The sequence below is a fragment of the Lysinibacillus sp. NPDC097162 genome, from assembly GCF_044762185.1.
Lineage (GTDB): Bacteria > Bacillota > Bacilli > Bacillales_A > Planococcaceae > Lysinibacillus.
The window spans coordinates 1,938,551-1,965,011 of the sequence record NZ_JBIWDT010000001.1; the positions used below are offsets into that span (position 1 = coordinate 1,938,551).

Annotated in this window: 24 protein-coding genes and 1 pseudogene; 3 read left to right on the forward strand and 22 right to left on the reverse strand. The window is 37.6% G+C overall.

From position 1 onward, the window contains the following. Window positions 1–238: 238 nt before the first annotated feature. Both lpdA and ACIQXW_RS09870 read right to left on the reverse strand, forming a co-directional pair. Window positions 239–1,666, reverse strand: coding sequence for a dihydrolipoyl dehydrogenase (gene lpdA / locus ACIQXW_RS09865; RefSeq protein WP_402761597.1), 1,428 nt, complete (start codon window positions 1,664–1,666; stop codon window positions 239–241). A 266-nt stretch (window positions 1,667–1,932) separates the two neighbouring features. Then, window positions 1,933–3,027 (reverse strand): Leu/Phe/Val dehydrogenase, encoded by a 1,095-nt coding sequence (locus tag ACIQXW_RS09870; RefSeq protein ID WP_340823879.1) that lies wholly within the window; start codon window positions 3,025–3,027, stop codon window positions 1,933–1,935. A 310-nt stretch (window positions 3,028–3,337) separates the two neighbouring features. On the opposite strand from ACIQXW_RS09870, the gene ACIQXW_RS09875 reads away from it, so the two are divergent. After that, window positions 3,338–3,574: a DUF2627 domain-containing protein gene (locus ACIQXW_RS09875; protein ID WP_340823878.1), complete on the forward strand. Its 237-nt coding sequence runs from the start codon at window positions 3,338–3,340 to the stop codon at window positions 3,572–3,574. 50 nt (window positions 3,575–3,624) lie between these two features. On the opposite strand, the gene ACIQXW_RS09880 is transcribed toward ACIQXW_RS09875, so the two are convergent. The 15 genes from ACIQXW_RS09880 to nusB form a co-directional block, all read right to left on the reverse strand. Continuing rightward, window positions 3,625–4,353: a glycerophosphodiester phosphodiesterase gene (locus ACIQXW_RS09880; RefSeq protein ID WP_402761600.1), complete on the reverse strand. Its 729-nt coding sequence runs from the start codon at window positions 4,351–4,353 to the stop codon at window positions 3,625–3,627. After that, window positions 4,346–5,917 (reverse strand): flagellar assembly protein A, encoded by a 1,572-nt coding sequence (locus ACIQXW_RS09885; protein WP_402761602.1) that lies wholly within the window; start codon window positions 5,915–5,917, stop codon window positions 4,346–4,348. Before ACIQXW_RS09885 ends, ACIQXW_RS09880 begins: the two co-directional genes overlap by 8 nt. Window positions 5,918–6,284: 367 nt before the next feature. Beyond that, window positions 6,285–6,485, reverse strand: a complete 201-nt coding sequence (locus ACIQXW_RS09890) for a hypothetical protein (RefSeq protein WP_402761605.1) — start codon at window positions 6,483–6,485, stop codon at window positions 6,285–6,287. Window positions 6,486–6,660: 175 nt separating this feature from the next. After that, a complete protein-coding gene (locus tag ACIQXW_RS09895; protein WP_401017470.1) occupies window positions 6,661–7,038 on the reverse strand; it encodes a PH domain-containing protein in 378 nt (125 codons plus the stop codon). Window positions 7,039–7,368: 330 nt separating this feature from the next. Further along, window positions 7,369–8,160, reverse strand: a complete 792-nt coding sequence (gene spo0A, locus ACIQXW_RS09900) for a sporulation transcription factor Spo0A (RefSeq protein ID WP_173479023.1) — start codon at window positions 8,158–8,160, stop codon at window positions 7,369–7,371. 358 nt (window positions 8,161–8,518) lie between these two features. Continuing rightward, window positions 8,519–9,466: a SpoIVB peptidase S55 domain-containing protein gene (locus ACIQXW_RS09905; protein ID WP_340823873.1), complete on the reverse strand. Its 948-nt coding sequence runs from the start codon at window positions 9,464–9,466 to the stop codon at window positions 8,519–8,521. 127 nt (window positions 9,467–9,593) lie between these two features. Next, window positions 9,594–11,285: a DNA repair protein RecN gene (gene recN / locus ACIQXW_RS09910; RefSeq protein ID WP_340823871.1), complete on the reverse strand. Its 1,692-nt coding sequence runs from the start codon at window positions 11,283–11,285 to the stop codon at window positions 9,594–9,596. A 137-nt stretch (window positions 11,286–11,422) separates the two neighbouring features. Beyond that, complete coding sequence (gene ahrC / locus ACIQXW_RS09915) at window positions 11,423–11,872, reverse strand: transcriptional regulator AhrC/ArgR (protein ID WP_402761609.1); 450 nt, start codon at window positions 11,870–11,872, stop codon at window positions 11,423–11,425. Between the two features lie 101 nt (window positions 11,873–11,973). Next, complete coding sequence (locus ACIQXW_RS09920; RefSeq protein ID WP_402761612.1) at window positions 11,974–12,792, reverse strand: TlyA family RNA methyltransferase; 819 nt, start codon at window positions 12,790–12,792, stop codon at window positions 11,974–11,976. Next, window positions 12,792–14,693: a 1-deoxy-D-xylulose-5-phosphate synthase gene (gene dxs / locus ACIQXW_RS09925; RefSeq protein ID WP_340823868.1), complete on the reverse strand. Its 1,902-nt coding sequence runs from the start codon at window positions 14,691–14,693 to the stop codon at window positions 12,792–12,794. Before dxs ends, ACIQXW_RS09920 begins: the two co-directional genes overlap by 1 nt. 164 nt (window positions 14,694–14,857) lie before the next feature. Beyond that, the gene (locus ACIQXW_RS09930; RefSeq protein WP_340823867.1) at window positions 14,858–15,739 is read right to left on the reverse strand and encodes a polyprenyl synthetase family protein; all 882 of its coding nucleotides are present in this window, start codon (window positions 15,737–15,739) and stop codon (window positions 14,858–14,860) included. Window positions 15,740–15,744: 5 nt separating this feature from the next. Further along, window positions 15,745–15,978 (reverse strand): exodeoxyribonuclease VII small subunit, encoded by a 234-nt coding sequence (xseB, locus tag ACIQXW_RS09935; protein ID WP_173479030.1) that lies wholly within the window; start codon window positions 15,976–15,978, stop codon window positions 15,745–15,747. A 2-nt stretch (window positions 15,979–15,980) separates the two neighbouring features. Next, window positions 15,981–17,333, reverse strand: a complete 1,353-nt coding sequence (gene xseA / locus ACIQXW_RS09940) for an exodeoxyribonuclease VII large subunit (protein WP_402761616.1) — start codon at window positions 17,331–17,333, stop codon at window positions 15,981–15,983. Window positions 17,334–17,786: 453 nt separating this feature from the next. Beyond that, window positions 17,787–18,650 carry a bifunctional methylenetetrahydrofolate dehydrogenase/methenyltetrahydrofolate cyclohydrolase FolD gene (gene folD / locus ACIQXW_RS09945; RefSeq protein ID WP_340823865.1) on the reverse strand — a complete coding sequence of 288 codons (864 nt, stop codon included), beginning with the start codon at window positions 18,648–18,650 and terminating at the stop codon, window positions 17,787–17,789. Between the two features lie 34 nt (window positions 18,651–18,684). Further along, the gene (gene nusB, locus ACIQXW_RS09950) at window positions 18,685–19,065 is read right to left on the reverse strand and encodes a transcription antitermination factor NusB (protein ID WP_340823864.1); all 381 of its coding nucleotides are present in this window, start codon (window positions 19,063–19,065) and stop codon (window positions 18,685–18,687) included. Window positions 19,066–19,579: 514 nt separating this feature from the next. Between nusB and ACIQXW_RS09955 the strand changes: the two genes are divergently transcribed. Together ACIQXW_RS09955 and ACIQXW_RS09960 are read left to right on the forward strand one after the other, a co-directional pair. Then, complete coding sequence (locus tag ACIQXW_RS09955) at window positions 19,580–20,419, forward strand: MerR family transcriptional regulator (protein ID WP_402761620.1); 840 nt, start codon at window positions 19,580–19,582, stop codon at window positions 20,417–20,419. A gap of 237 nt (window positions 20,420–20,656) precedes the next feature. Continuing rightward, window positions 20,657–21,826 (forward strand): MFS transporter, encoded by a 1,170-nt coding sequence (locus ACIQXW_RS09960; RefSeq protein ID WP_340823862.1) that lies wholly within the window; start codon window positions 20,657–20,659, stop codon window positions 21,824–21,826. A gap of 83 nt (window positions 21,827–21,909) precedes the next feature. Here ACIQXW_RS09960 and ACIQXW_RS09965 read toward each other — a convergent pair whose 3' ends face one another. The 5 genes and pseudogenes from ACIQXW_RS09965 to accC all read right to left on the reverse strand — a co-directional run bounded on the left by ACIQXW_RS09965 (window position 21,910) and on the right by accC (window position 26,453). Further along, the gene (locus tag ACIQXW_RS09965) at window positions 21,910–22,317 is read right to left on the reverse strand and encodes an Asp23/Gls24 family envelope stress response protein (protein WP_340823860.1); all 408 of its coding nucleotides are present in this window, start codon (window positions 22,315–22,317) and stop codon (window positions 21,910–21,912) included. Between the two features lie 613 nt (window positions 22,318–22,930). Next, a pseudogene (locus ACIQXW_RS09970) lies at window positions 22,931–23,032 on the reverse strand (hypothetical protein); the annotation flags it as partial. A 196-nt stretch (window positions 23,033–23,228) separates the two neighbouring features. Next, window positions 23,229–23,822 (reverse strand): hypothetical protein, encoded by a 594-nt coding sequence (locus ACIQXW_RS09975; protein ID WP_402761624.1) that lies wholly within the window; start codon window positions 23,820–23,822, stop codon window positions 23,229–23,231. Between the two features lie 380 nt (window positions 23,823–24,202). Further along, the gene (locus tag ACIQXW_RS09980) at window positions 24,203–25,006 is read right to left on the reverse strand and encodes a tyrosine-type recombinase/integrase (protein WP_402761627.1); all 804 of its coding nucleotides are present in this window, start codon (window positions 25,004–25,006) and stop codon (window positions 24,203–24,205) included. An 88-nt stretch (window positions 25,007–25,094) separates the two neighbouring features. Then, on the reverse strand, window positions 25,095–26,453 hold the full coding sequence (gene accC / locus ACIQXW_RS09985; protein ID WP_340823857.1) for an acetyl-CoA carboxylase biotin carboxylase subunit: 1,359 nt from the start codon (window positions 26,451–26,453) through the stop codon (window positions 25,095–25,097). Between the last annotated feature and the right edge of the window lie 8 nt (window positions 26,454–26,461).

Sequence of the window (26,461 nt, forward strand, 5' to 3'; positions counted from 1 at the left end):
AGCGCCTGCAATACTTGCACAAGCAGCTCTAGTATTTAATTTATGACAGTATTTTCTCGCCTCGGCATAATATCGTGTCCGATTTTTTCGAGCCTACTCGAAAAGTTGGTCTATAAAATCTGCGACACAATCCGTGACTGTTAACTTGGATTAACAAGGATTTGTGCCCCTATTGAATTCAAGTATGCTTGCCTGCATCGCCCACTACTAGAAGTGGATGACTGCTGCTCAATTTAAGTTAAAAATGAATAGCCCGCTTATCAACAGCTAGGGCAGATTCTACTAATACTTCATTGAGTGATGGGTGTGGATGGATTGCCTGACTAATTTCCCAAGGAGTTGCGTCTAATAATTTTGCTAATGACGCTTCTCCAATTAAATCTGTCACATGCGGTCCTACCATATGAATACCCAAAATATCATCTGTTTCTTCATCTGCTATTATTTTTACAAAGCCATCTGAATCTCCATTGACAAGCGCTTTACCTATAGCTTTAAATGGGAATTTGCCTACCTTTAATGCATAGCCTTGCTCATGGGCAGCACTTTCCGTTAAACCAATACTAGCTACTTCAGGGAAGGAATAAACACATTTCGGTACCTTCAAAACATCTAGCGGCGCTATTTTCCCAGTCGCAATATGTTCAATAGCAGACAACCCTTCATGAGACGCAACATGTGCTAATTGCAAACCACCTATAACATCTCCAATGGCATACATATGTGATTCCTTCGTTTGATAAGAATCGCCTACTTTAATAAAGCCGTTGTCTATTTCAATTTCTGTGTTTTCTAAACCGATACCATGGATATTTGCTTCACGTCCTACACACAGCAACAATTTATCTGCCACGAAACTTTCTTCCTTATCCTGAAGCTTAGCAGAAATGAAAACGTTATCATTTTCTATTTTGAATGTATCTGAATCTAAGCGTGCATTCGTTACAATGCGTACACCACGACTTTCAAGCTGCTTTGTCACTTCTTTTACGACATCAGCATCTTCTGCTGGTAAAATTGATGGGCCATATTCAACTACTGTTACAGACACCCCAAAATCACAAAGCATCGATGCCCACTCAATACCTATTACACCGCCACCGACAATCAATAATGACGTTGGCAATTCCTCCATTTGCAAAGCATGATCAGAATTCATGACGTATTTGCCATCGACTGTTAACCCTGCCATTCCTCTAGGTTTCGAACCTGTTGCAATGACAACATTGGTCGGAATAAGCATTTCATTTTCTTGCCCATTATGCATCTCTACAGAAATCGTACCTGGCATTGGTGAGAAAATAGATGGACCTAATATTCTTCCCATTCCTTCATATACATCAATCTTGCCTTTTTTCATCAGTGTATTCACACCTTGGCTTAATTGCTCTACAATTGCTTGCTTACGTGCTTGCACTTTATTGAATTGCAATGTAACTCCTGAAATGTCTACTCCAAATTCACTCGCAGTTTTATTGGCCATACGATACACTTCTGCACTGCGAAGTAGCGCCTTACTAGGAATACAGCCTTTATGTAGACAAGTACCACCAAGTCGTTCACGTTCCACAATAGCTGTTTTCAAGCCTAATTGTGCTGCACGAATTGCTGCTACGTAGCCTCCTGTCCCTCCTCCTAAAATAACAACATCATAATTTTGAGCCATATTTTATTCCTCCTTATGAGAAAAGTGCTAAAGCCCTTCTATCCAACATGTGTGACAGTGAAATCCGTCGAGGAAATAGCTGTATCGCCACAAGCAAATATCTCTATACATAGAAATATTGAAATGAAAGGTGCACCTTATTACGTTCACTTGAAGTTACTGCGCTATCTTTTCTTGTGACTATTTATATATTATAAAATCCTTTATTTACCATTATTTAAAGAGAAGAAGTCGACTATGCGACTTCTTTTAACGAATAGCCGTTGTTAACGACCGTTCAAAATATTTTTTTCATTTTTTAAAAACTGGCTACGCGATTTCGATACACGAGCAATGCGTTCTTCTGCTAAACGATTGGCTGCTACATAAGTAGGAATGCCATCTCGTTTTGAAATTTCAAAGATTTTTTCAATGCTGTCGTAAATCCCATCTACACGTTTCATCGCACGTTCACGATTATAGCCGTATAATTCATCAGCAACATTTATAACGCCACCCGCATTAATAACATAGTCAGGTGCATAAACAATACCTAGCTCATGTAAATAATCCCCATGTCGTGAATCCTGTAATTGGTTATTAGCAGAACCAGCGATAACTTTTGCTTTTAATTGCGGAATTGTCTCGTCATTTAAAATAGCTCCTAATGCACAAGGTGAGAAAATATCAACTTCTTGTGAATAGATTTCTTCTGGCGCAACAGCTCTAGCACCAAAATCATTGACAACACGATCAATCGCAGCTTGATTAATATCAGTTACTACAAGTTTTGCACCTTCATTATGTAAGTACTCGCAAAGCTTGTATGCAACATTCCCTAGCCCTTGAACCGAAATTGTGCGACCTTCTAGCGACTCCGTACCAAATGCTTCTTTTGCAGCAGCTTTCATACCACGATAAACACCGTAAGCAGTTACTGGTGACGGATTACCTGATGAACCGAACGCCGGTGAGATTCCTGTAACGTAATTCGTTTCTTCATGGATTAAATCCATATCTGTTACTGTTGTCCCAACATCTTCAGCTGTAATATAGCGACCGTTAAGCCCTTGGATGAAACGCCCTAAAGCCCTGAACATTTCTTCATTTTTATCTTTAAATGGGTCCCCAATAATGACCGTTTTTCCACCGCCAAGGTTTAAACCAGCAGCCGCGTTTTTATATGTCATCCCACGTGCTAGTCTCAATGCATCCTCTATCGCATTCTCTTCTGTCGCGTAGGTCCACATACGAGCACCACCTAATGCTGGTCCAAGTGTTGTGTCATGGATAGCGATAATCGCTTTTAACCCAGATGCTTCGTCTTGGCAAAATACCAATTGTTCATAATCATACTTTTCCATATACTTGAAGATTTCCATGAAAACTCGCCCCTTTGCTTTGGAAAGTGCAACCCCTAATGCCCATCCCAATCAAATTTAAAAACTAATGATAAATATATTTTGCAATGGATAATATCGCTCCATTTAATTTTACAATACTGACAAATTCACAATTTCGCAACTATTATTACACTTTTCCTACTAAGTAAGAATTTTCTAAAAATTCAGTTACAGTTAATAGTTTTATAACTTTTTCCTCTTCTCTTCCTAGACTTCTAAGATTCATAGGGTTTCTTGACATTCCCATATCCACAGGTACAATTATATTTAGGTATGAGGAGGGACATGCATGGCTCGATTTGCTGCGTTTATTGTAATGCTTATTCCAGGTCTAATGGCTGCAGGTGGCATTAAATTTATGCGTGATACACTATTCGGTAAGCTCATCTCACCTTTCCCATTTTTATGGCTGCAATTTGTTGTTGGCATCATTTTCTTTGTTGTCGGCTTTGGCTTTTTCGCAGGCTTTTTACTACACCGCGATCGAAAAAACGGAAAAGTGGCTCCGCGCTTCCAAAAAAAATAAAAATAGCTATCCAAATAAGTCACACAATGTGACTTACTGGATAGCTATTTTTATTGACGTTGCTGAACGGTGATCACTTTATCAGGAAAATCTGTAATCCACCCAATTACTGATGAATGTGGATTCGTCAGGAAGTTTTCACTACCGTCAATCGCATAAAAGCGACATGTTTTAGAACTGGTTACACAAGCCTCTAAATATTGTGGCTTATAATATCTTTTATGCATATGGACACAATCAATTGCCTTATAATCACATAGCAAATCCCATTTCAATTTTTTAGTAGCGATAAGTGCAGTTTCAAAATGTGGCGCATGGTGTTTCACAACCTCTAAAAGCTCATAATGGAATGAAGAAAAATGACTACCTTTAGGTAAAATAAGTCCTTGAAGCAATTGAACGATCGCATCCTTATTGTCAAGAATGGTCGATTTTAATTCGATATTTAGAGGTAGTTGGTGTTTATTTGCCCATACTAAAACTGCATCAAATGTTGGAATTCGATACGCAGAAAAAAACCTTCTCAAAGGCTTTCCTAATTTAAAGCTTTGTAGTTCCGCTATCGTGCATTCATTTACCAGTTTATTAGAACCTACTAATCTTGATAACTGCGGATCGTGGTAGACAACTGGTATTCCTTCTTTGGATAGCTGAATATCTAATTCAATCCCATCTGCGCCTAGCTCTAACGCTTTCTCAAAAGCTTTGAAACTGTTTTCGAGAGCATAGGCTGACGCCCCTCGATGCGCAAACACAGGGATGAACGATTCCTTATACATTTAACTCACCGAACTCAAGCAGAAATTTACCATTCGTCATGTTATTTAATAACGAGGATTTCTTACCAATTTGAATATACGTACCTGGATAGGCTTCTTTTGTTACGATGATTTCTTCCTTTCCAGCATGACGCATTTCGTCCATCATTAACTTAATTTCACGATCCATTGTAACCGCTTCAGCCTTCAATTTTGACAATTGTTGTTTTGTTTCTTCAAATGAGGCAATTTGCTGTGTTGACATTTGCTTAAGAAGTGGTAATAAACTCGTAATCTTCGCTTCGAGTTCTGAAATTTCAGATTGCTGTTGCTTTAGCTGTGTGGCTTTGCTTTGCATCAAGGCATAACTTTCCTGTTTGTTGACACTTTCAATGATGAGATCTGTTCTACGCTCTAGTCGGTTTCCAGAGATTGCTGTGACGATTGTATTTTTAGCAACAGCACGCCCGCCGATAATTTTACCTTTTCGCTCATCTACAAATATAGAGTGCGCAGTAAGTTGGGATCCAAGTGAGTAAAAGCCGATATGAATACTATCGTCGGCTACTAAAATAGCCTCATTTACGTGCTTAACGAAAATATTTCCACCCGCTTCTACAAGTGTTGAGCCCAAACCAAAAATACCGCCTCGAATGTATACATCACCTTCGATCGATTTAATCAGTTTCGCGCCGCTTACACCTTCTGCTCCTTCGATTGATATATCTCCAGTCGCAATAACTGTATAGCCAGTTGTAACGGTTCCTTTAATACTTAAAGAGCCATTGAACTCTAAATTGCCTGTCTCAACGCCCACATCTCCATGTATTGGTAAATGTCGGTTAACACCAATCATACCTTTGACGTCATCTAACACGCCAGCAATCTTTGAACGAATGACAATTTTATCGTCTTCTTCTACTTCATAGGCTGACTTTTTATCGTATCGAATTGGAAAATCACGGCCTGGTGCTGCCGCAATAATTTCACCGAGTACATTTTGACCAGGCTTGCCCAACGTTGCAGGAATTTTCTCCCCAAGCCAAGAACCTTCAGAAATTTCTGAAATAAAATTCATGTCATAGTAATCAGCTTTCCCATCTTCACGAATGACAGGTTTTCTCTCTGGTTTTGGTAAGTATGTAATTTGAGCATCCATGCCTGCGACAGGCGATGTTCCCTGTGCAATTAAAAATGCTTTTCCTGGCTCAATTTTTAAAATATCAAACTCTAAAATGCCATAGGTAATCCCTTGGCCCGCTAGTGTGTCTGTAATTTGTGCTGTTAATTTCTCTTTATTCTTTTGAATATAATCATGCGTTTCATATACAAATATAGAGGCAGACATTTTATCTCGTGCAATTTCAGCTTCAACATTTGGAAGCCAGCGTCCAATTTCAACAGGACTTGTGCTTTCTGTCGCTAGTACAGTTTTTAAAATAGAAAAATTAGATAACTTTAGTCGTGGATGACTACGTAAGATACCATCAAATTCTTTTAATGGAAATCCCGCACTGTATGTAAGCATAAATACCTTTCCGTTTTCTTCAGATATTTCGAAGTTATCATTTCGAACTAGAATCACGCTACCTCCTCCTTCCCTCTATATGTAAGTATATACAATCTATTTACATTTGTTTAGAGACAATTGTCACTACTCATAAAGAAAATACCCCTACTTTATCAGTAAGCCCTACATATAGCTCATACATTTTTCCTCTAAAAAATAGACGATATATCCTATAAAAAAACATCTTTTCCTTCATTTCAAAAGTGCAAATGCTATTAATGCATAAAATTACAGTAGTATTTTAGGTAATCCGCAAAAAAGTAAATGGCTATATCCACTTAGCTACAATTTTATGTTTTAGGTCTTGCCTACTAAAAAACGCCCCTTCAGAAAGTGGCGTTTGATTTGCATAGCTATAAATGAAATGTTCATGCTTATAGATTTATTTATTATCCGGAAAAAAGTCACTAACTAATCGTTTTTGCATGGCTTCAATTCGGTTATCAGAGCCCAGTTGTTCGCGCGTCATATAAAAAATACTAATACGGCCATTCATTTCAAGTCGTACCTCAAATAACTGATCATCTATTTGTGTTAATTCTAATGAATTATGATGGTCTAGTTGAAAGTTTACACTTTTCATTTATATCACCCCGTTCGATTATAAACCATCAATGATATCTCGGTATAATTGCGACCAGATTTTTTTCAAGCCTTCTCGAAAAGCACCTCTAAAAAACTGTCATATCCACTGGAACAAGTTCATACAAATAAAGACGATTAACAGCTTAAATACTGTTAACCGTCAAAATTGAATATTATCCTAACACGTATTCCGCTAATACACTTTGGACTTTGTAGATGTTAGTGGATTTATTGAAATTTTTCTGAATGGGTAGCTGACTACCTGAAACCCAAATTTTTAGCTCTGCATCATAATCAAATGTCCCTGCTGTTTCAACTGAAAAATGGAGAATATTCTTATATGGAATCGAATGATATTCCGTTTTCTTACCAGTTACGCCTTGCTTATCAATTAAAATCAGTCGTTTATTTGTAAAGATAAATGTATCTCTAATAATTTTATAAGCATTTTGAATTGTCTCAGTCGGTATTAAAATCTCTTTCATTTCTTCCTGTAAATTATCCAAATTAATCTCACTTGCATTTCCCATCAATCCATCAAATAGTCCCATTTATATTCCCCTCCACTTATTCAACCTTTATATAGTATATATTACATTTTACTACAATATTACAGACGAAAGTATTAATAGAATCAATCAAACATAGCAAAATATTGAATAGTTATAAATTTACATAAACTTCGCACATAACGCTGTTTTCTTTACACTTTATCCATTTACGAGCGTTTTATCTATAAATATACATTTAGACATAAAAAATACGCCCCCTCAAACAGTCGACGCAAACTGTCTAAAAAAGGCGTTACGATTCGCTATATAAGCGTTCTCTATAATAGATGGAAGGGTCATTCCCCATTAAGCCAAATGCCCTTAAAACCGTTAGCTCGCCATCATATCAATACGAATCTTGTCCGCAATCATCGCGATGAATTCACTATTTGTTGGTTTCGACTTTAAATGGTGGACCGTGTAGCCAAACATCGACGAAATGGACTCGTAATTGCCACGATTCCATGCGACTTCAATGGCATGACGAATGGCACGTTCTACACGTGATGGTGTTGTGTTGAATTTTTTTGCAATTTCAGGATATAGAATTTTCGTCACAGAACCTAATAACTCGATATCTTCAAACACCATTTGTATAGCTTCACGTAAATAAGAGTAACCTTTAATATGTGCAGGAACTCCGATTTCTTTAATAATAGCTGTAATGGTGCTATCAAGTTGATGCTGATTTAATTTTTGAGGAGTTGTCGGCTGTAATACACTTGACTTTTTTGGTATAGCTGCCTTTTGGCCAGCACAATGTAATATTTTTTGAACGAGCTGATCAAATTCAAACGGCTTTAGCATAAAATATGAAGCCCCTAAATCCACCGCTTGTTTCATCACATCCTCTTGACCAAATGCAGTTAGCATGATGACTTGTATTGAAGACATTCGATCATTTTGATACATCGCCTCTAAAACAGCTAACCCATCTAGATGAGGCATAATAATATCCAGTAATAAAATATCAGGAGAAAACTCTTCAAGCATTTGAAGACATACTTTCCCGTTTGAGGCAGTTGCAATTATTTCAATTTCGGGATGACCCTGAAAATACTGCTCCATTGTTTTTAATAACTCACGATTATCATCTGCTATCGCCACTTTTACCTTTGTCATTTCAATTCCTCCTTCTGGACTTTGCTTTGACTGTTCAAAGCACAAAACCTTTTACCCCTAATGTCTATTTTGACACACTGTGGAATTTTCGACATTTTTGCTTTAAAAACCTTTTCTATTTCCAAAAATGAGTATGTAGTCCGATACTTTCTTTTTTTATCGACAAGTTACGATACTTAACAGCAAATTGTCGAATGCTCTTACAACTTATTTTAGTGAAAAAACTGAGATAAAACTACACTTTTTTTTAAGTATCGCTAAAGTGTTCCGTCAAAAGCATGAAATACTTAGGGAAAGAGCTAGTTTAACCTATTTTTTTCAAGAACGAAAGGAGCTACCAGAGGCAGCCCCATCTCATTCATGATGATTTTTTTAACATTTCAGCCACTGTAATAGCTGCCCCTTTTTTTGGCTCTTCTACAAACATATGTGTGACAGCACCAACGAAACGCCCGTCCTGTATGATTGGACTACCACTCATGCCTTGTAAAATGCCACCTGTTTTTTCAATGAGCTTTTCGTCAGAGACAATAAATTCAAGCCGTTCATTTTCTACTTTTGTAATTTCGATGGAAAATGTTTCGACTTTACTGCCTTCAATAGCTGTGTAAATTTCAGCATGTCCCAATTTTATATCTTTCGCATGCATAATTTCGATGGCTTTTGGCAATCTTTGTTGGTAACTATCTTCCCAACGGCCAAAAATTCCATATACCGTATTTTTATCGATACTACCTAATCGTTCCTGATGTTTTTCAATTGAGGATATTTTATAGCCGGGTTGACCAGGTAGGCTTTTACGGATTTGCTGGATGGATGCTAAGAAAATGGAGCCTGCTCTGAAGACAGGTGCTTCTTGAAGAGTTGAATCAACAATTTGATGGCCTAACGCTCCGTAATTTTGTGTCTCTGGATCAATGTATGTCAATGTCCCTACTCCATCTGTTTCATCCTTTAAAAAAGAGATGACATGTTCTGCTTCTTGTTCTTGTAAGTCAACTGTTACTTCTTTTCCTTCACTTTTTATCGTCCATTTTTGTTGCCCTTGTCGAGCAATTGCTTGCTTGGCCTCAGCGAGTGTTTTTACTGTTGTATCATTTATTTTTTCAATAACAGCGCCTCCTTTCATCCATTGATTGGAAGCTAACAACACATCATGAGCAACAAAGACATGTGATAACTGAAGCTGAATTCCAATTGCTTCGCCCATCGGTATTAATTTTTTGGCCGCAAAAGCCTGTATGGGCATAAATAACAAAACGATGAGCATAGGCAAAATGACAAATTGACGCCAACGACGATTCATACGACACCTCCTTTTGAATTTTGTCTTTATACTATGTGTTGTTGTACCGTTCTTATAAGCGGTAAATATTTGCGCAAAATGAAAAAAACCCAGAAACAGTTGACCTGCCTCTGGATTCTTCATAAAATTAACGCATTTGTTTTTTTCGTTCGTTAGCCATTTTTAACAATTCTGTCGCATGCTGTAAAGTTAATTCGGTAATTTCTGCACCTGACATCATTCTGCTCACTTCCTCAATACGTGCATGGGTATCAATTTCAGCTAATGATGTAAATGTGCGATCATGTTCAACCTCTTTTTTAATAAAGTAATGATGGTCGGCCATTGCTGCCACTTGTGGAAGATGCGAAATACACAACACTTGGGAATTAACAGAAATTGCTGCAATTTTTTCTGCAATCGCTTGCGCGACACGACCACTTACTCCTGTATCCACTTCATCAAAAATAATGGACGTAACGCCATTTGAAGAAGAGAAAATCGTTTTTAGTGCTAACATCATACGTGATAGTTCTCCACCAGAAGCAATTTTCGGTAACGATTTTGGTGGTTCGCCGACATTCGTTGAAATATAAAAAACAACTTGATCTTTACCATTTACATCAAAATAAGGTAAAACATCAAAATTTACGATAAATTTCGCTTTTTCCATATGTAATTCACGGAGCTCTGCCATAATGGCTTCACTTAAGTCATTTGCCGCTTCTTTTCGAACATGTGAAAGTTCTTCAGCAAGCTCGCCTAATATGACTTCCATCTCAAGTACTTTTCGTTCTTTTACTTGTAAAATTTCATCGCGATTTAAAAGCTCGCTTAGCTCTGTTTTAATTTTTTCGTAATAGGCAATCATTTCCTCAACAGTTGAGCCATATTTACGCTTTAAGTTTTGGAACAGCGCCAGACGTTGCTCTACTTCATTTAAACGTGCTGGATCAAATTCTAGCTCATCTAAAACATTTTTCACTTGATATGCTGCATCCTGCAATGCGTAAAAGGCTGTTGTTACCGACTCAGAAGCCTCTTTAAACTGCTCGTCAATCATCGCAGCATCATCTAGCGCTCCCATGGCTGTACCTATCCAGTCAAGACCCTTTGTTTCACCTTGAATCGCTTCATAAGCAGCACTTGAGCGTTCAAAAATTTTATTAAAATTCATAAGACGGCGACGTTCATCAAGAAGCTCATCTTCTTCACCTAGCTTTAAATTTGCATCCTCGAGTTCTTTCATTTGGAACTGATACAAATCAATACGCTGGGCCATTAACTGCTCATCTATAGAAATTGTAGCTAATTCTTTTTTCAATGCACGATATTCGTTATATTGTTTACTGTATTTTTCAAGAATTGGTGATAGTTGCTCTTCTGCGAATTGATCGAGTAAATGAATGTGTTGCTTTTCATCCATAAGCTCTTGGTTTTCATGTTGTCCATGAATATCAATAAGACTTGCTCCAATGTCACGTAAAACCGATAAAGGCACTAATTTGCCATTAACCCGACACACACTTTTGCCAGAATCATTTAAGTCTCGACGCAAAATAATGGAATCTTCTTCGATTTCAATGCCTGCTTCCTCTAGCTTCTTATATACAGGATGTGCAGTACTTGAAATGTGAAATAGCCCACCTAACTCAGCTTTTTTAGCACCATGACGTATAAATTCCGAATTGCCTCTACCACCAGCAAGTAAATGTACCGCATCAATAATTATGGATTTACCAGCACCGGTTTCTCCTGTCAACACAGTTAGACCATCTGAAAAACTAACCGTTAAATCCTCAATGATGGCAAAATTTCGAATACTAAGCTCTCTTAACACAAATTGTCACCTCTGAATTAAATTCAACTGCTATTGAAATTCGTACTAACAGATGCAAAAATACCCACTTCAACAACAATAACGGGAAAAATCAAGCATCTGGTAGCAATCAAATTCGTTCGATTAAAGTTACAGTATTATAGCATGTCTAATAAGCGATTTTTTGTATTTTCTCGTTCACCTTCATCGCGACAAATAATTAAAATTGTATCATCTCCAGAAATTGTACCTAAAATTTCTGGCCAATCTAAATGATCAAGTAATGAAGCAATTGCATTTGCATTACCCGGAAGTGCTTTCATGACTAAAAAATGCGATGCACCGTCAATGCTCACAAAAGCATCAGCTAGCGCACGATGTAATTTTTGAATTGGATTGAAACGTTGGTCTGCGGGTAAGCTATATTTATAGCGTCCATCCTGCAAAGGCACTTTAACTAAGTGCAGTTCTTTAATATCTCGCGATACGGTTGCTTGTGTCACATTATAGCCCGCATCCTTTAAAAAATCGACTAAATCATCTTGCGTTTCGATTTCGTGATTCGCAATAATATCTCGAATACGTATATGTCTTTGTCCTTTATTCATATCGTTCACCTCTTATAAATAGTTAAATATTTGTATAATTACACTACCATCTCCAGCATAAAAGCACAAGAAAAAACACGGCTCTACTTACTGAGCACGTGTTATTTTAGTGCACTATGCGCTTCTTCGACGAGTGCATTAAAAGCTGTATATGACGGGATAACTTCATCAGCAATTGGATTCACTAGATGGAATAAAAATTCAATATTTCCTTCCCCACCTGTAATCGGAGAATAAGAAGCATCTTTTACCACAAAGCCAACTTTCGTTGCCATAGCAGCTGTTTTTTCTAAAACATCGAGATGTACCTTTTTATCACGGACAATGCCTTTTTTACCTACATTTTCTTTACCTGCTTCAAACTGAGGTTTAACAAGGGCCATTACATCGCCACCTGGCATTAATACCGTTTTTAGTACTGGTAAAATCAATGATAAAGAGATAAAGCTGACATCAATCGTTGCAAACTCTGGTAATCCTTCTGTTAAATCAGCAGCAGTTGTGTAACGAAAATTTGTTTTTTCCATAACCGTTACACGATCATCAGAACGAATTTTCCATGCTAACTGATTCGAACCTACGTCTAGGGCATAGCAATGTTTAGCACCATTTTGTAAGGCGCAGTCTGTAAACCCACCTGTAGAAGAGCCGATGTCAAGCATCAGCTTCCCCTCTACAGACATATCAAAAATTTGTAAAGCTTTTTCTAACTTCAAGCCACCACGGCTCACATATTTTAAATCAGAACCTTTTACTTGTAGCGGAGCATCGATTGCGATCTTTTCTCCTGCTTTGTCGATACGTATCTCGTTGGAAAAGACAAGACCTGCCATAATGGATCTTTTTGCCTTCTCACGTGTTTCACATAATCCACGTTCAACAAGTAAAATGTCTACACGTTCTTTCGGTTGTTTTGTCATTATTTATTTAAACCTACTTGCTGTTTTTGTTGTAGTAACACTTGCATACGTGCCACTGTATCTTCTGCTGTCATATGAATTTCCTCAAGCAGTTGGTCTACATTTCCGTGCTCGATAAATTGATCAGGTATGCCCATTCGATCGATTATTGCATTTAAATAACTATGGTCATGTGCAAATTCTAATACACCACTACCAAAGCCACCTTGTAATACTGCCTCTTCAATCGTTAGCACTGGCTTATTGCTAGTAAATATGCGATGCAGCATATCCTCATCCATTGGCTTAATAAAACGTGCATTCACTACTTCGATTTCTATGCCTTGTTGAGCTAGCATATGTGCTGCTTCCATTGCCATAGGAATGGTTGTACCGAATGTTAAAATGGTAGCTTCTTTCCCCTCACGTAATACTTCCCAACTTCCAATTGGTAAAGCCATAAGCTCATCATCCAACGGGACACCTATCCCATTTCCACGTGGATAGCGAAGAGCAATCGGACCTCCATTATAATCAATAGCTGTTTTCACCATATGCTGACCTTCATTTTCATCCTTTGGCATCATAATCGTCATGTTTGGAATATGACGAAGGAATGCAATATCAAAGACGCCTTGATGTGTTTCACCATCTGCACCAACTAAGCCGGCACGGTCAATCCCGATAAAGACATTCAAATTTGGACGCGCAATATCATGAAGTACTTGGTCATAAGCACGTTGTAAAAATGTTGAGTAAATAGCTAAAAACGGCTTCATTTTTTGGGTAGCAAGACCTGCAGACATTGTTGCAGCATGTTGTTCCGCTATGCCCACATCAAAAAAGCGTTTTGGAAAATCTTTTTGAATGCCTTGTAATTTTGAACCAACAGGCATTGCAGGTGTGATTGTCACAACTCGTTCATCTTCATGCGCAATTTTACGCACAGTTTCAGCGATTAAACTACTCCAAGCAGGACCTTTTGTTTCTGATTTTACAAATGCCCCAGTCTCCATTTTATATGGACCTGTTCCGTGCCAGTTACCGATTGTATCGTCTTCAGCTGGTTTGTAGCCTTTACCTTTTTTCGTAATGACATGAACAAGAACTGGACCTTTTACTTTTTTAGCATATGATAATGTTGTTTCAAGCGCTTCAAAGTCGTGCCCATCAATAGGACCTAAATATTTAAAACCTAATTCCTCAAAAAAGACACCAGAAACTACTAAGTATTTCAAACTGTCTTTCAATCGTTCAGCTGTAGAAGCAAGCTTGCCACCTAGAACAGGAATTTTATTGATTAACGATTCTAGCTCTTCTTTTGCTTTTGAATATTCTTTAGCAGTACGTAAACGTCCTAATACGTTGTGTAATGCTCCAACGTTCGGAGCTATGGACATTTCATTATCATTTAAAATGACAATCATGTTTGTTTTTGCATGCCCAATATGATTTAAAGCTTCAAGCGCCATACCGCCTGTTAAAGCACCGTCCCCAATAATCGGTACGACGAAGTTTTTTTCGTTTTTTATATCACGTGCTGCTGCCATACCCATGGCTGCTGACAAAGATGTCGAGCTATGACCTGTTTCCCATTCATCATGTTCACTCTCCACAAGCTTTGGAAAACCACAAAGCCCTTTGAACTGACGTAATGTGTCAAATTGACTCGCACGACCTGTCAAAATTTTATGCACGTAAGCTTGGTGGCCAACATCCCATAAAAACTTATCTTTTGGACTGTCAAACATTTTATGAAGCATAATTGTAAGCTCCACAACACCTAGGTTCGGTCCGATATGACCACCTGTGACAGAACATTTTTCGATTAAGAAAGTTCGAATCTCTTTTGCAAGCTGTTCAAGCCCTCTCTTATCTAAGTTTTTTAAAAAGGATGGACTAGAAATGTTGTTTAAATCCACCTTTCTCACACACCTTTTCAATAAATTATTCACCGCAATCGTGTTTCCACCATTATAACAGTGTTATCCATATGCTAAAAGTACGAACACTTTTTTGTTTGCCTATTGGCAAACGTCCCCACCTATTCTAGCATATTCTTGACCTGTAAAGCCCATTTTTTCTCTTAGTTTTTACGATGAACAATATAGGCCGCAAACTCACGCAGTAAGCTTACATCTCCTTGTAACTTATCAAGCGCTGTTATTGCGAGCTGATAATGGTCAGCAAGTTTTTCTTTAGCACCCGTTAAGGTTAATAATGCAGGGTATGTGCTTTTATCACTAGCCACATCCTTACCTGCAGTTTTGCCTAATTCCTCCGTTGTTCCTTCTATATCTAAAATATCGTCTTGAATTTGGAAGGCTAGGCCGATGTGATGCGCATATTCCTTTAAAGTAGCTCGATCTTCTTGTGATACATTGGCTAGAACTGCACCTGATTCAATACTAAATCTTAATAGTGCACCCGTCTTATTAACATGGACATGCTCTAGTTCAGTTAAGTTAAGCTGACGTTGCTCACCTTCCATATCCAATACTTGACCGCCAACCATCCCTTCGGCACCAGCTGCGATGCTTAGAAGATTTACAAGTTCAATTCGTTGCTCTGCAGAAAGCTCCATACGTGCTAAAATGCCAAAGGCAAGTGTATTTAATGCATCACCTGCAAGTGTTGCCAGCGCTTCTCCAAATACTTTATGATTGGTCGGCTTGCCACGACGGAAATCATCGTTATCCATGCTTGGTAGGTCATCGTGGATTAAAGAATACGTATGAATCATTTCAATAACGGCACCAACTGTAAGCCCTGCTTTTATGTCTTTACCGTATTGTTCTAAAACTGCTAATACAAACAGCGGGCGAATACGTTTGCCTCCTGCTTTTAATGAATATAGCATCGACTCCTTTAAATTGGCCGGTGCGTCAATTTTTTCAACAAGTGCAAACATTTCAGCTTCTACTTGTGGTGTGTTGCTTTGAATAAAATGTTTTAATTGTTCGTTCATTTTAACTAGTTCTCTCCCTTTAGCGGATCAAATGCTGTTGTTTCACCTGTCTCTTGGACAATTGAAATTAATTGTTCTTCGGCATGCTGTAGTTTACTATGGCAAAATTGCGAAAGCTCCATGCCCTGTTTATATAAATCAATCGCATTTTCTAATGGTACATCACCTTGTTCTAATTGGCGGACTATTTCTTCAAGTGCCGTCATTGCTTCTGCGAAGGTTTGTTGCTTTTTCGCCATCTCTATTCCTCCTTATTATTTGGCAAGACATTTGTCACTTCGGCAATTACTTTTCCATCGTGGAAGGACAGTGTTAGTTGGTCCTGCCGCTTTAAGTCAGTAGACGATTTCAACACTTTGTCATCTTTGTAGGCTACTGTAAATCCTCTAGTTAAAATAGCGAGTGGATTTAAAGCTTCAAGTGTTCGCACAGACGCCTCAAATTGTTGTTTTTGCTTTGTCACATACTGTGAAGCTGAACGTGTTAACTGCTGAACGCGATGTTCCAACTCCCTTTGATGAAAGACAAGTGCTTTTTTGGGTGATTGCTGCTCCACAGCGCTATGCAATTTTTGAAGCTGAGCGTCTTTTTTCATCAAATCAACCTGCATCGCTTTTTGCAAAGTCGTCTCAAGCTGTGCTAATCGTTCTGTAAATGGACGATACAATCTATCTGGCATCGATAAAGGGTAAGACTGCTGTAGCTTATTTAGACGTTGTCGCTCTGTTATTAGTTGCGCCCTTACAATCTGGTGAAGCTGTGATTTTTGCGTCAGTACGCGTTGATATAACTCCTGCTGATCCGGCACAGCCATTTCAGCTGCTGCAGTAGGAGTCGGCGCACGCAAATCTGCCACAAAATCTGCAATCGTCGTATCCGTTTCATGCCCTACTGCGCTAATAATTGGAATCCGACTTTCAAATATGGCGCGTGCAACAACTTCTTCATTAAACGCCCATAAATCTTCAATAGATCCTCCACCCCGTCCAACTAACAATACGTCACAAAAGGCATCTTGATTAGCACGTTCAATATTTTGTACTATGCTCGGTGCAGCTTGTGCTCCTTGTACAAGTGTTGGATAAATAATAATTTCAGCAAGTGGATAACGTCGTTTTAATGTTGTACAAATATCACGAATGGCAGCGCCAGTAGTGGATGTTAAGACACCTATTTTTTCAGGATACTTTGGAATTGGCTGCTTCCATTCAGGTTTAAAAAGCCCTTCTTTTTGAAGCTGTTCTTTTAGCTGGTTAAAGGCAACAAACAAGCTACCGATACCATCCGGCTGCATTTCCTGCACATATAATTGATATGTACCATAGCCTTCGTAAACGTTTACATCCCCTCGGATAAATACCTGCATGCCATCTTTTGGCTCGAACGCTAATTTCGTCGCTGCTGTTTTAAACATAGTTGCAGCAATACGTGCCCCATCGTCTTTTAAAGTAAAGTAAACATGCCCAGATTGGTGAATTTTAACATTTGATAACTCACCTTTGACATAAACTTCACGCAGATGTGGATCTGCATCGAATTTTCGTTTAATATATTTTGTTAACGCTTTTACAGTTAAATAAGAAGCTGATGACATAATTTTCGGCTCCTTTACTAAAATGAAGTTTTTCACAAAACTACACTTATCATAACATTTTTTATTGCGTATGACGTGAGAAAATACAGTTTCACTAGAAAAAACGACTATCTTTCATACTACTTGAAAACTATACTGTAACATATTTATTCCCATCTTGGCGCGTATTAAAGTCGCTACTATGTGTCTGTTTTTCAGCGAGTTGCTTTGATTAATCGGCGATTGGATTTATTCTATCGGCGATTCCCTCTGTTCTATCGGCGATTTGCTTCCTTTTATCGGCGATTTCCTCTGTTCTACCGGCAATTCGCTTGATTTTACAGGCGATTCCCTCAAGCTCTATCGAAAATTTCTCTTATTGAAAACTAGCCAGCTATGTACTTTGCAAAAAGAGAGCCACCTCAAAAGTACTGAGATGGCTCTCTAAGCAAACGAAAGATTCTATTCAATTTATTACTTCATTTTATTTGCAAGTTTTATTTCTGCCGCTTGCACTGTGTTGAAGAGTAACATTGTGATTGTCATCGGTCCTACACCGCCTGGAACTGGTGTAATATGAGATGCAATACCGTCAACCTCTGTAAAGTTTACATCTCCGCAAAGTTTGTTGTTTTCATCACGGTTAATACCGACATCAATAACAACAGCCCCTTCTTTGACATGCTCTTTTGTAATAAAATTAGCACGACCAACCGCTGCAATTAGAATATCCGCCTGTTTTGTGAATGAAGGTAAATCAGGTGTTTTTGAATGTGTATATGTCACTGTTGCATCTTTTTGTAATAATAGTTGGCCCATCGGTTTGCCAACAATATGACTTCTACCAACAATTACTGCATGCTTACCTGCGATTTCAATCCCTGAATATTCAAGAAGCTTCATCACGCCAAACGGTGTACATGGTAAAAATGTTTCCTGGCCAAGCATCATCTTCCCAACGCTTACGGGCGAGAAGCCATCAACGTCTTTTTCAACAGCGATTGTAGCTATAACAATATTCTCATCAATATGTTTTGGCAGTGGTAATTGTACTAAAATCCCATGAATATCTTCACGATTATTTAATAATTCAATTTGCACTAAAAGCTCTTCTTGTGTAGTTTCCTCAGGTAGCTTAATTAGCTCTGAAAACATCCCGATTGCTTCACAAGATTTTTGCTTATTTCTCACATATGTAGCCGAAGCTTGGTTGTCCCCAACTAGAACAACTGCTAAGCCTGGTGTTAATCCTTGCTCTTTTAATCGAGCAACGCGCTCTGCTACTGAATTTCGAATTTCTTGACCAATCTCTTTACCATTAATAATTGCACTTGACATAAACCTTAGTTACTCCTTCCAATTCAACACGTTTTTATTGTTCTGTAAATTTAGAAAGTACGCCATTGACAAATTTCGACGATCCATCGTCTCCAAATGTTTTGCATAACTCGATTGCTTCATTAAGTACTACTCTTTTTGGTGTTTCTTGCATGTATAATAGTTCGTATACAGCTAGTCTTAAAACTGTTCTCTCAATTTTTGGTAGACGGGCAAGTGACCACTTTTCTAGATGCTGCGTTAATACCGCATCAATTTCCTCTAAATGTTCAGCTGTTCCATTTACAATCTTTTCGTAGAAAGCATTAGTTGGTTGACCTTTAATATGTTCTTTTGCTTCTTCGACTGTAAGATCAGTATTGTCTAGCTGAAACAAAACTTGCAACGCTTTTTCACGTGCTTCATGTCGTTTCATGTAAAGCTCTCCTTCTTAAGTGGCATTAAGGTTTATAATAGCATAAATTCATACGAGAAACACGAATTCAAGCAAGTTTTCAATAATCTGAAACCTTTTTCAAGCAACTTTCTACTTATTTTTACTTTTAACTTTATTGATATTTTAAAAAAGAAATGCTACCTTTATTTTTCCTTTGATAAATCTATCATTTAGTTATACGGAAAAACACCATTTAAAGTTCCCCAAAAACGAAGACAATCTTAGATTTCCCGAATTTTTTTCTACATGTCGAAAGCAATCTGCTTAAAATTTGAAACATTATACCATGTGACTAAACCATTTTAATTTTCAGCCGAAAATATTTAAAACTGTGTCTACATTATCCATCATAATTATTGACTTCCTTATTATTAGATCCTACATAAAATTATGTAATTGATACAGGTCCAAAAAGATCAACAAAACGTTTTGTCATCTTCAAAAATCAATAAACTAAAGCAAATGCAACATTATTCTCTAGTGGAGGCCAACTATGAAAGAACATTATTATACTATTGGTGAGGTCGCAAAATTAGCAAATCTCTCTGTACAGACACTCCGATACTATGACCAAATAGATTTGTTTAAACCTGCTTATACGGATTCCGCTAGCAATTACCGTTACTATAAAGATAGTCAGATTTTTTATTTGGATATAATTAAATCGCTAAAATATATCGGCACTTCGCTTGAGGACATTAAAAGGGCACTTATGCTGACATCTGAAGAGCTACTTGCCTTTTTAGAACAACAAGAACAACGTTTAGAAGAAAAAATTTCACGACTCAACGAAGTGAAATATACCCTGCTGAAAACGAAAAAACAGATGCAAGAGCAAATTGAAATTCCTATTTTCGGAGAGGTATACACACGTTTTGAGGAAGAAATGCCAATTTTACAGGTCACAACGACTGAACTTACACCAACATCTAGCACCAATACGTACTATGGAACATTAACAAAAATTATTGAAAATGAAGGAAGTGTTTTAAATAGTCGTTATGGATGTATCTATCCGCTCGCTCATTACACAGATGTGAACGATATTATTTATGATGCAATATTTACACCACTATTAACTGAACGAACTTTTTCTAAACTTTCTTCTAATGTAAAACAAACGATTGTTCAGGAAGGCAAATATGCATGTATCGCTTTTATTTATCACCCTGATACGTATTTCTCTTTTTATGAAAAGCTTAAAAAATATGTTGATTCACAACAAGCATCATTTGAATCAACTGTTTATGAATTATATATGCCTGCAACAATCTCTTCTGAGCGTGAAAAGAAATTTATTGTCGAATTAAAAATTAGACAAAATGCTTTATAGTAGTTTTTTATTTAGCAATCTTTCTTGTGCTTAAACCCCTCTTTTAACAGGAATTTAATTGATGTACGCGGTATAACTATTTCGTTTTACTTCCACACTAATAGCGCATTGAATATAAATACAAAAATAAAAACAAATCTTTTGACCCTATAGTTACTATAGGGTTTATTGTATTAGAAGGAAATCATCTAGTAGATTATCAATCTCATGTATCGTGAACTGTTGAAGGAGAGAAAAATGAACAAGAAACAAGCTTTAACCTTAACTATTTTGTTATCCAATTTATTCATTGCCTTTTTAGGGATAGGATTGGTTATTCCCGTATTGCCAACTATCATGAATGAACTGAATATAACAGGCTCTGTCGTTGGCTATATGGTTGCAGCATTTGCCATTACTCAACTTATTGTATCGCCTATCGCAGGCAGACTAGTCGATCGAGTTGGTCGAAAAGTTATGATTGTTATCGGTCTAATTATTTTTGGACTTTCGGAACTATTATTCGGTATGGGTCGTTCAATTGAAATTTTATTTATATCACGCATGCTCGGTGGTGTTAGTGCTGCTTTTATCATGCCTGCAGTAACTGCTTTTATCGCTGATATTACAACAATGGCACAGCGTCCAAAGGCACTTGGCTACATGAGTGCAGCCATTAGTACTGGCTTTATTATCGGGCCAGGTCTCGGTGGATTTTTAGCGGAATACGGCACACGTGTACCCTTTTACGCAGCAGGTGTACTCGGTTTCATAGCCGCACTATTGTCGTTTACACTATTAAAAGAACCTACGCGTGCAATGGATGATACAGAAGCTGCACCTTCTATTTTAAGCAGTGCAAAGCGTATTTTTAGCCCTTTGTATTTCATTGCATTTGTGCTTATTTTTGTCCTTTCATTTGGTCTCGCAGCATTCGAATCACTTTTTAGTTTATTCGTCGATCATAAATTTGCATTTACACCGTCAGATATTGCCATTATCATTACCGGAAGTGGTATTATTGGCGCGCTTGCGCAGTTATTATTATTTGATTGGCTTACTAAGAAAATGGGTGAAATCAACGTTATCCGATACTCACTCATACTTTCTGCCGCTCTGACCTTTGCGATGACAATGGTTAGTCATTATTTCGCAATATTATTTGTTACATTCTTTATTTTTGTCGGCTTCGATTTAATCCGACCTGCTGTTACCTCCTATTTATCAAAAATCGCAGGGAATGAGCAAGGCTTTGTCGGAGGCATGAACTCAATGTTCACAAGTCTCGGAAATATTTTTGGACCAATCATTGGCGGCATGTTATTCGACATTGATTTAAACTATCCATATTATTTCGCTACAATCGTCTTAGTTCTCGGTGTTATCCTCGCATTTTTCTGGAAGAAACCAAAAGATATCGCTTTATAATCCGTTTGCGTAGTTATATACAACATAAAAAGGAGTTGCCTACTATGGTGAAATGTTCACCAAGCTGGCAGCTCCTTTTTTTCTTAATGAATTACTACTTCCTCTTTTTCGAAGTGAATACCTGTAATATGTACATTCACCTCTGCTGTTTCAAGTGCAGTCATATTTAAAATTGCTTGGCGAATTTGCGTTTGTACATCCTTTGCCACTTTCGGAATCGAATAGCCATATTTTACAGAACAAAATACATCAATAGCGATCTCACCATGTTCTGTGACCCCTGATTTAATGCCTTTATTGTGTACTTTTTTGCCGAAACGTTCAACGACGCCTGTTGCAATATTGCCACGAGTTGCTGCGATACCCTCTACCTCGTTAACCGCGATTCCAGCTACAATTTCGATTACTTCTGCAGCTACTTCAATTTTCCCAAGCTCTTCTTTACCAGAAGGTGTTGGTTGTACGAAAGATTGTCCTACTTTCTCTGCCATACAATATCATCCTTTCCACTACGCATCGCAAGCAAATGCTGTTGTTACGCTTATTATACTATAAAAAGGAAGGTTTGGCTTAGGAAAGACGCTTTTCATTTTTTGTGTACAACTAGACCATTGCTAATATCATTCTTTTCAAAGTGAAGCTAGAAACGTTAAAAGGAGGAGTGCATTATCATTTGCTTATTTTTTTGCAAATATATATCAATTCATAACTATCATTCGTTGCCGGCGTTTCATTCCAATCCTGATAAACAGCAGCGATTTCAAATCCATTGCCAAGCAACATTCTCTCCATTTCTTTTGGAAACACATATCTTAAACTAATTTTGGTGCTTTTTTCATCTACAATTTGACCATCGCTATTTTTATACTTTCTAATCGTCGTATACTGTTGAATTTGATTTAATGAATCATAATGACTAACACCTGACGTTGACCTTTTTTACCCACGAAAAAACCCTCTAACAATTATTCGTTAGAGGGTAAAACAGATAGGATATTCCGTTTTGTTTTATATTTTATTCTACAATCAAATACATATCAGTAAGTGAATTTCACATACTTCACCGCTCAAAGAACAGTTAGAATAGCTCTTATCAAGCTACGATTATTTGTTTGTTCCTAATACATCATTTTCTTCCAAGAATTTCGTGTTGAATTGCGCAGATTTGAAAACGTCGTTGTTCATTAATGCTTGGTGGAAAGGAATTCAACTATTCGACTATTCGTTTCTCGATGCGTCTGACAGCGCCGAATATTACAGTTTTCTATTAACCGCCCGAGTTTAAAAAATTATAGCAAAAATTTCCGGGGTCAAAATAATAGATCGAATACTAAACTAAAGCATCCGTTAGTAATAGGTTCAAAAAAAGCTGTAATCCTTCTTGAAGTGACCTCAAAACTAGTTAATCTATATAGATAAACGTTTCAATTTCCTCAACCTTTTTCCCGTCTAATTGGTGCGTGAACCCGAATGTTTCACCCTTTCCGTCGTGATTTATTACAATATCGATATCGTGAACTAGTTCGGTGAAATACTTAAAAGATTTTTTTAATTCGTCATAGGATTCTACCGTTTCAATTCCTTGCTTTTCTGCTACCGAAATAGAATAAACAAGATTACCCATCAAAGTTTGAAGAACCTCCAAATTATCAAAGTCTTTTTGAAGGTCGTCACCTTGAATCCGAAAATATTTCATTTCGTTTCTGAGACGATATGCCCTCGGGTAATATTCTTTCACGTCGGTTGTTTTGGTAATATCTTCAGCGTGATAGGCAATCCAAGCTTCCAATGTTGGTTCAATTCCATAGCTGTTGAAGCCTTCAGGCGTTGAAACGTCCTTCCAGGTTTTCGGGTCGTTTACTTCGGCTTCTTTTTTTACTTGTTCAACTTTCGTTTCTTCTGTTTTATCTTGTGCAACCTTCGTTCCTTCATTCGTACACCCTGTTAATAATCCACTTACCAATAATCCTGTAAATGCTAACTTTATTAGCTTCATTATTCTGCCCCCCTGTGATTGAAAATCCTTATACTTGAAATCATCTATTAATTATTTACATTTTACCATGGAAATAGCCCAATTCTTTTCTTCAACTAACCTGCCCCGTTAGTTGAATAGTAACAATCTTTCAGAAAATTATCCATTATTTTTCCAAAACGAAAAAAAGTTGTATGTGAGGTCCGAACAGCAGAAAGCGCCAGTCAGAATCGGGGGCTTGGGGTAACGCAATTTCAACGCAAAAAAAGAAGCGACCAACAACGATGTTTAGTCGTTATTGATCGCATTTGCTTTCCGTTTTGCACTTTCTCTTTTCAATGTCGCAATTGAAATTCCAGTTAAATTCGCAACTTGCGTAAAACTATTCGTTTCTTTTAGCTTCATAGCATGGTCAAGCTGCGCTTTTGTGTACGTTGGCTTACGTCCTTCTCGATAGCCCTCACGTTGTGCGTCTTTACACGCTTCAATAAAATGTCTGAATAGACCTGTGTAGACAATTCTGGTGCAACATCATGGTTCTTCATAATGTCACCTGTCAGTAACAATGAGTTAGTCTTAAAATCAATATGCTTCTCTTCTAGCTGTATTAATGTGTTCATTCTAATTCCTGTCTTGTATATAGTCAGAACAGCTACTGCATCACGAAACTGAATGAAATTAGTCATATCTAGTAACGACAATAAGATTGACAATTGCTTCTCATCAGCAGGAAGTTTAATCTTGGTATCAATACGTATACGAACGTCTTTCCAAAAGTTCCTCTCTATCCATCCGTTATCGTAAAGTCGATTCAAAACAGCTTTAATTACCCTTAAACGGCTTTGTTTCGATACATCTGAAATATCCCCTAAGCTCGCAAGCCAACTAAATATAGACTCCAATTTAATGTCATCTACATATTCAATTTTCAATGAATCTACTAAACGATTAAACGTGTAAATATATTCACTGATTGTCGCTTTACGAACGCCCGACAGACGCATTTGTTCTTTCACAATTAACAAAGCACTATTAATTTCTACACCTTTCTTACCATGTAATTCAGCTACATCGATTATTAGCTTTGGTGGAGTAATCAGTATTGTATCTTCCTCTTTAAACGTACCCTCAAAACTTGGTAGCTGTATAGCTTCTGTCACATTCTCTAAATCAAAAATCCCTGTACGTTGACCTTTTCTAGCCAAATAAAAAACCTCCTAACAATTGAATGTTAGAAGGTAATTTTATTGCGATATTTGAAATGCGTTCTATTCCCTAAATCCACGAATCCGATTATTTGTTTGTTCCTAATACATCGTTTTCTTCCAAGAATTTCGTGTTGAATTGCGCAGATTTGAAAACGTCGTTGTTCATTAATGCTTGGTGGAATGGAATTGTTGTATTGATACCAGGACCAGCAACTTCAAATTCACTAAGCGCACGATTCATTTTTGCAATTGCTTCTTCACGAGTATCTGCATGAACGATAAGTTTTGCAACCATTGAATCGTAGTATGGAGGAATTGTATAACCTGCATAAACAGCAGAATCGATACGTACACCATAGCCACCTGGTGTAATATAAGTGTCTACAGTACCAGCTGATGGCATGAAGTTTTTGTATGCATTTTCTGCGTTAATACGGCATTCAATTGCCCAACCATTTATTTTAATGTCATCTTGTGTGAATGGAAGTTTCTCACCAGATGCAATTTTTAATTGTTGTTGAACAAGATCGACACCAGAAATCATTTCTGTTACTGGGTGTTCTACTTGAATACGAGTATTCATTTCCATGAAGTAGAACTTGTCCTCTTGATAGTCGTAGATGAACTCGATTGTACCAGCACCTTCATAGTTACATGCTTCTGCTGCTTTCACCGCTGCTGCACCCATTTCTGCACGACGTTCAGATGATAGTGCAGGAGATGGAGCTTCCTCTACTAACTTCTGCATACGACGTTGAACTGTACAGTCACGCTCGCCTAAATGTACGACATTACCGAAACTATCAGCTAACACTTGAATTTCACAGTGACGGAAGTATTCGATGAATTTTTCTAAATATACGCCAGGGTTGCCAAACGCTGCAGCAGCCTCTTTTTGCGTAATATCAATCCCTTTTACAAGCTCTTCTTCTGTACGAGCTACACGGATACCTTTACCGCCACCCCCAGCAGTTGCTTTAATGATTACAGGGTAACCGATTTTCGCAGCCCACTCTTTACCTGTTTCGATATCTGGTACAATACCAGTACCTGGAACAAGTGGAACACCTGCTGCTTCCATTGTTGTACGAGCAACGTCTTTAATCCCCATGATTTTAATTGAATCAGATGAAGGACCAATAAATTTAATGCCCGCATTTTCACATGCTTCAGCAAAATCAGCATTTTCAGAAACGAAACCGTAACCTGGGTGGATACCATCTGCTCCTGTTTTTTCTGCTACGCTTAATAATGCAGGGAAGCTTAAATAAGAATCTTTTGATAGCTTCGGACCGATACAATATGCTTCGTCTGCTAACTTCACATGTAATGCTTCTGCGTCTGCTTCAGAATATACGGCAACTGATTTGATGCCTAACTCTTTACAGGCACGAATAATACGAACAGCGATTTCGCCGCGGTTTGCGATTAATACTTTTTTCATGGTTAGCA

What these genes read in the sequence shown, in the direction of transcription:
- ACIQXW_RS09880 (WP_402761600.1), bottom strand. Translation starts at nt 4,353, where the DNA reads ATGTATAAGGAATCGTTCATCCCTGTGTTTGCGCATCGAGGGGCGTCA.
- xseA (WP_402761616.1), bottom strand. Translation starts at nt 17,333, where the DNA reads ATGTCATCAGCTTCTTATTTAACTGTAAAAGCGTTAACAAAATATATT.
- ACIQXW_RS09920 (WP_402761612.1), bottom strand. Translation starts at nt 12,792, where the DNA reads ATGACAAAACAACCGAAAGAACGTGTAGACATTTTACTTGTTGAACGT.
- folD (WP_340823865.1), bottom strand. Translation starts at nt 18,650, where the DNA reads ATGTCAAGTGCAATTATTAATGGTAAAGAGATTGGTCAAGAAATTCGA.
- ACIQXW_RS09875 (WP_340823878.1), top strand. Translation starts at nt 3,338, where the DNA reads ATGGCTCGATTTGCTGCGTTTATTGTAATGCTTATTCCAGGTCTAATG.
- ACIQXW_RS09975 (WP_402761624.1), bottom strand. Translation starts at nt 23,822, where the DNA reads ATGAAGCTAATAAAGTTAGCATTTACAGGATTATTGGTAAGTGGATTA.
- ACIQXW_RS09965 (WP_340823860.1), bottom strand. Translation starts at nt 22,317, where the DNA reads ATGGCAGAGAAAGTAGGACAATCTTTCGTACAACCAACACCTTCTGGT.
- ACIQXW_RS09930 (WP_340823867.1), bottom strand. Translation starts at nt 15,739, where the DNA reads ATGAACGAACAATTAAAACATTTTATTCAAAGCAACACACCACAAGTA.
- ACIQXW_RS09955 (WP_402761620.1), top strand. Translation starts at nt 19,580, where the DNA reads ATGAAAGAACATTATTATACTATTGGTGAGGTCGCAAAATTAGCAAAT.
- ACIQXW_RS09895 (WP_401017470.1), bottom strand. Translation starts at nt 7,038, where the DNA reads ATGGGACTATTTGATGGATTGATGGGAAATGCAAGTGAGATTAATTTG.
- ACIQXW_RS09890 (WP_402761605.1), bottom strand. Translation starts at nt 6,485, where the DNA reads ATGAAAAGTGTAAACTTTCAACTAGACCATCATAATTCATTAGAATTA.
- ahrC (WP_402761609.1), bottom strand. Translation starts at nt 11,872, where the DNA reads ATGAATAAAGGACAAAGACATATACGTATTCGAGATATTATTGCGAAT.
- accC (WP_340823857.1), bottom strand. Translation starts at nt 26,453, where the DNA reads ATGAAAAAAGTATTAATCGCAAACCGCGGCGAAATCGCTGTTCGTATT.
- xseB (WP_173479030.1), bottom strand. Translation starts at nt 15,978, where the DNA reads ATGGCGAAAAAGCAACAAACCTTCGCAGAAGCAATGACGGCACTTGAA.
- ACIQXW_RS09905 (WP_340823873.1), bottom strand. Translation starts at nt 9,466, where the DNA reads ATGAATCGTCGTTGGCGTCAATTTGTCATTTTGCCTATGCTCATCGTT.
- nusB (WP_340823864.1), bottom strand. Translation starts at nt 19,065, where the DNA reads ATGAAACGACATGAAGCACGTGAAAAAGCGTTGCAAGTTTTGTTTCAG.
- spo0A (WP_173479023.1), bottom strand. Translation starts at nt 8,160, where the DNA reads ATGACAAAGGTAAAAGTGGCGATAGCAGATGATAATCGTGAGTTATTA.
- lpdA (WP_402761597.1), bottom strand. Translation starts at nt 1,666, where the DNA reads ATGGCTCAAAATTATGATGTTGTTATTTTAGGAGGAGGGACAGGAGGC.
- ACIQXW_RS09870 (WP_340823879.1), bottom strand. Translation starts at nt 3,027, where the DNA reads ATGGAAATCTTCAAGTATATGGAAAAGTATGATTATGAACAATTGGTA.
- ACIQXW_RS09960 (WP_340823862.1), top strand. Translation starts at nt 20,657, where the DNA reads ATGAACAAGAAACAAGCTTTAACCTTAACTATTTTGTTATCCAATTTA.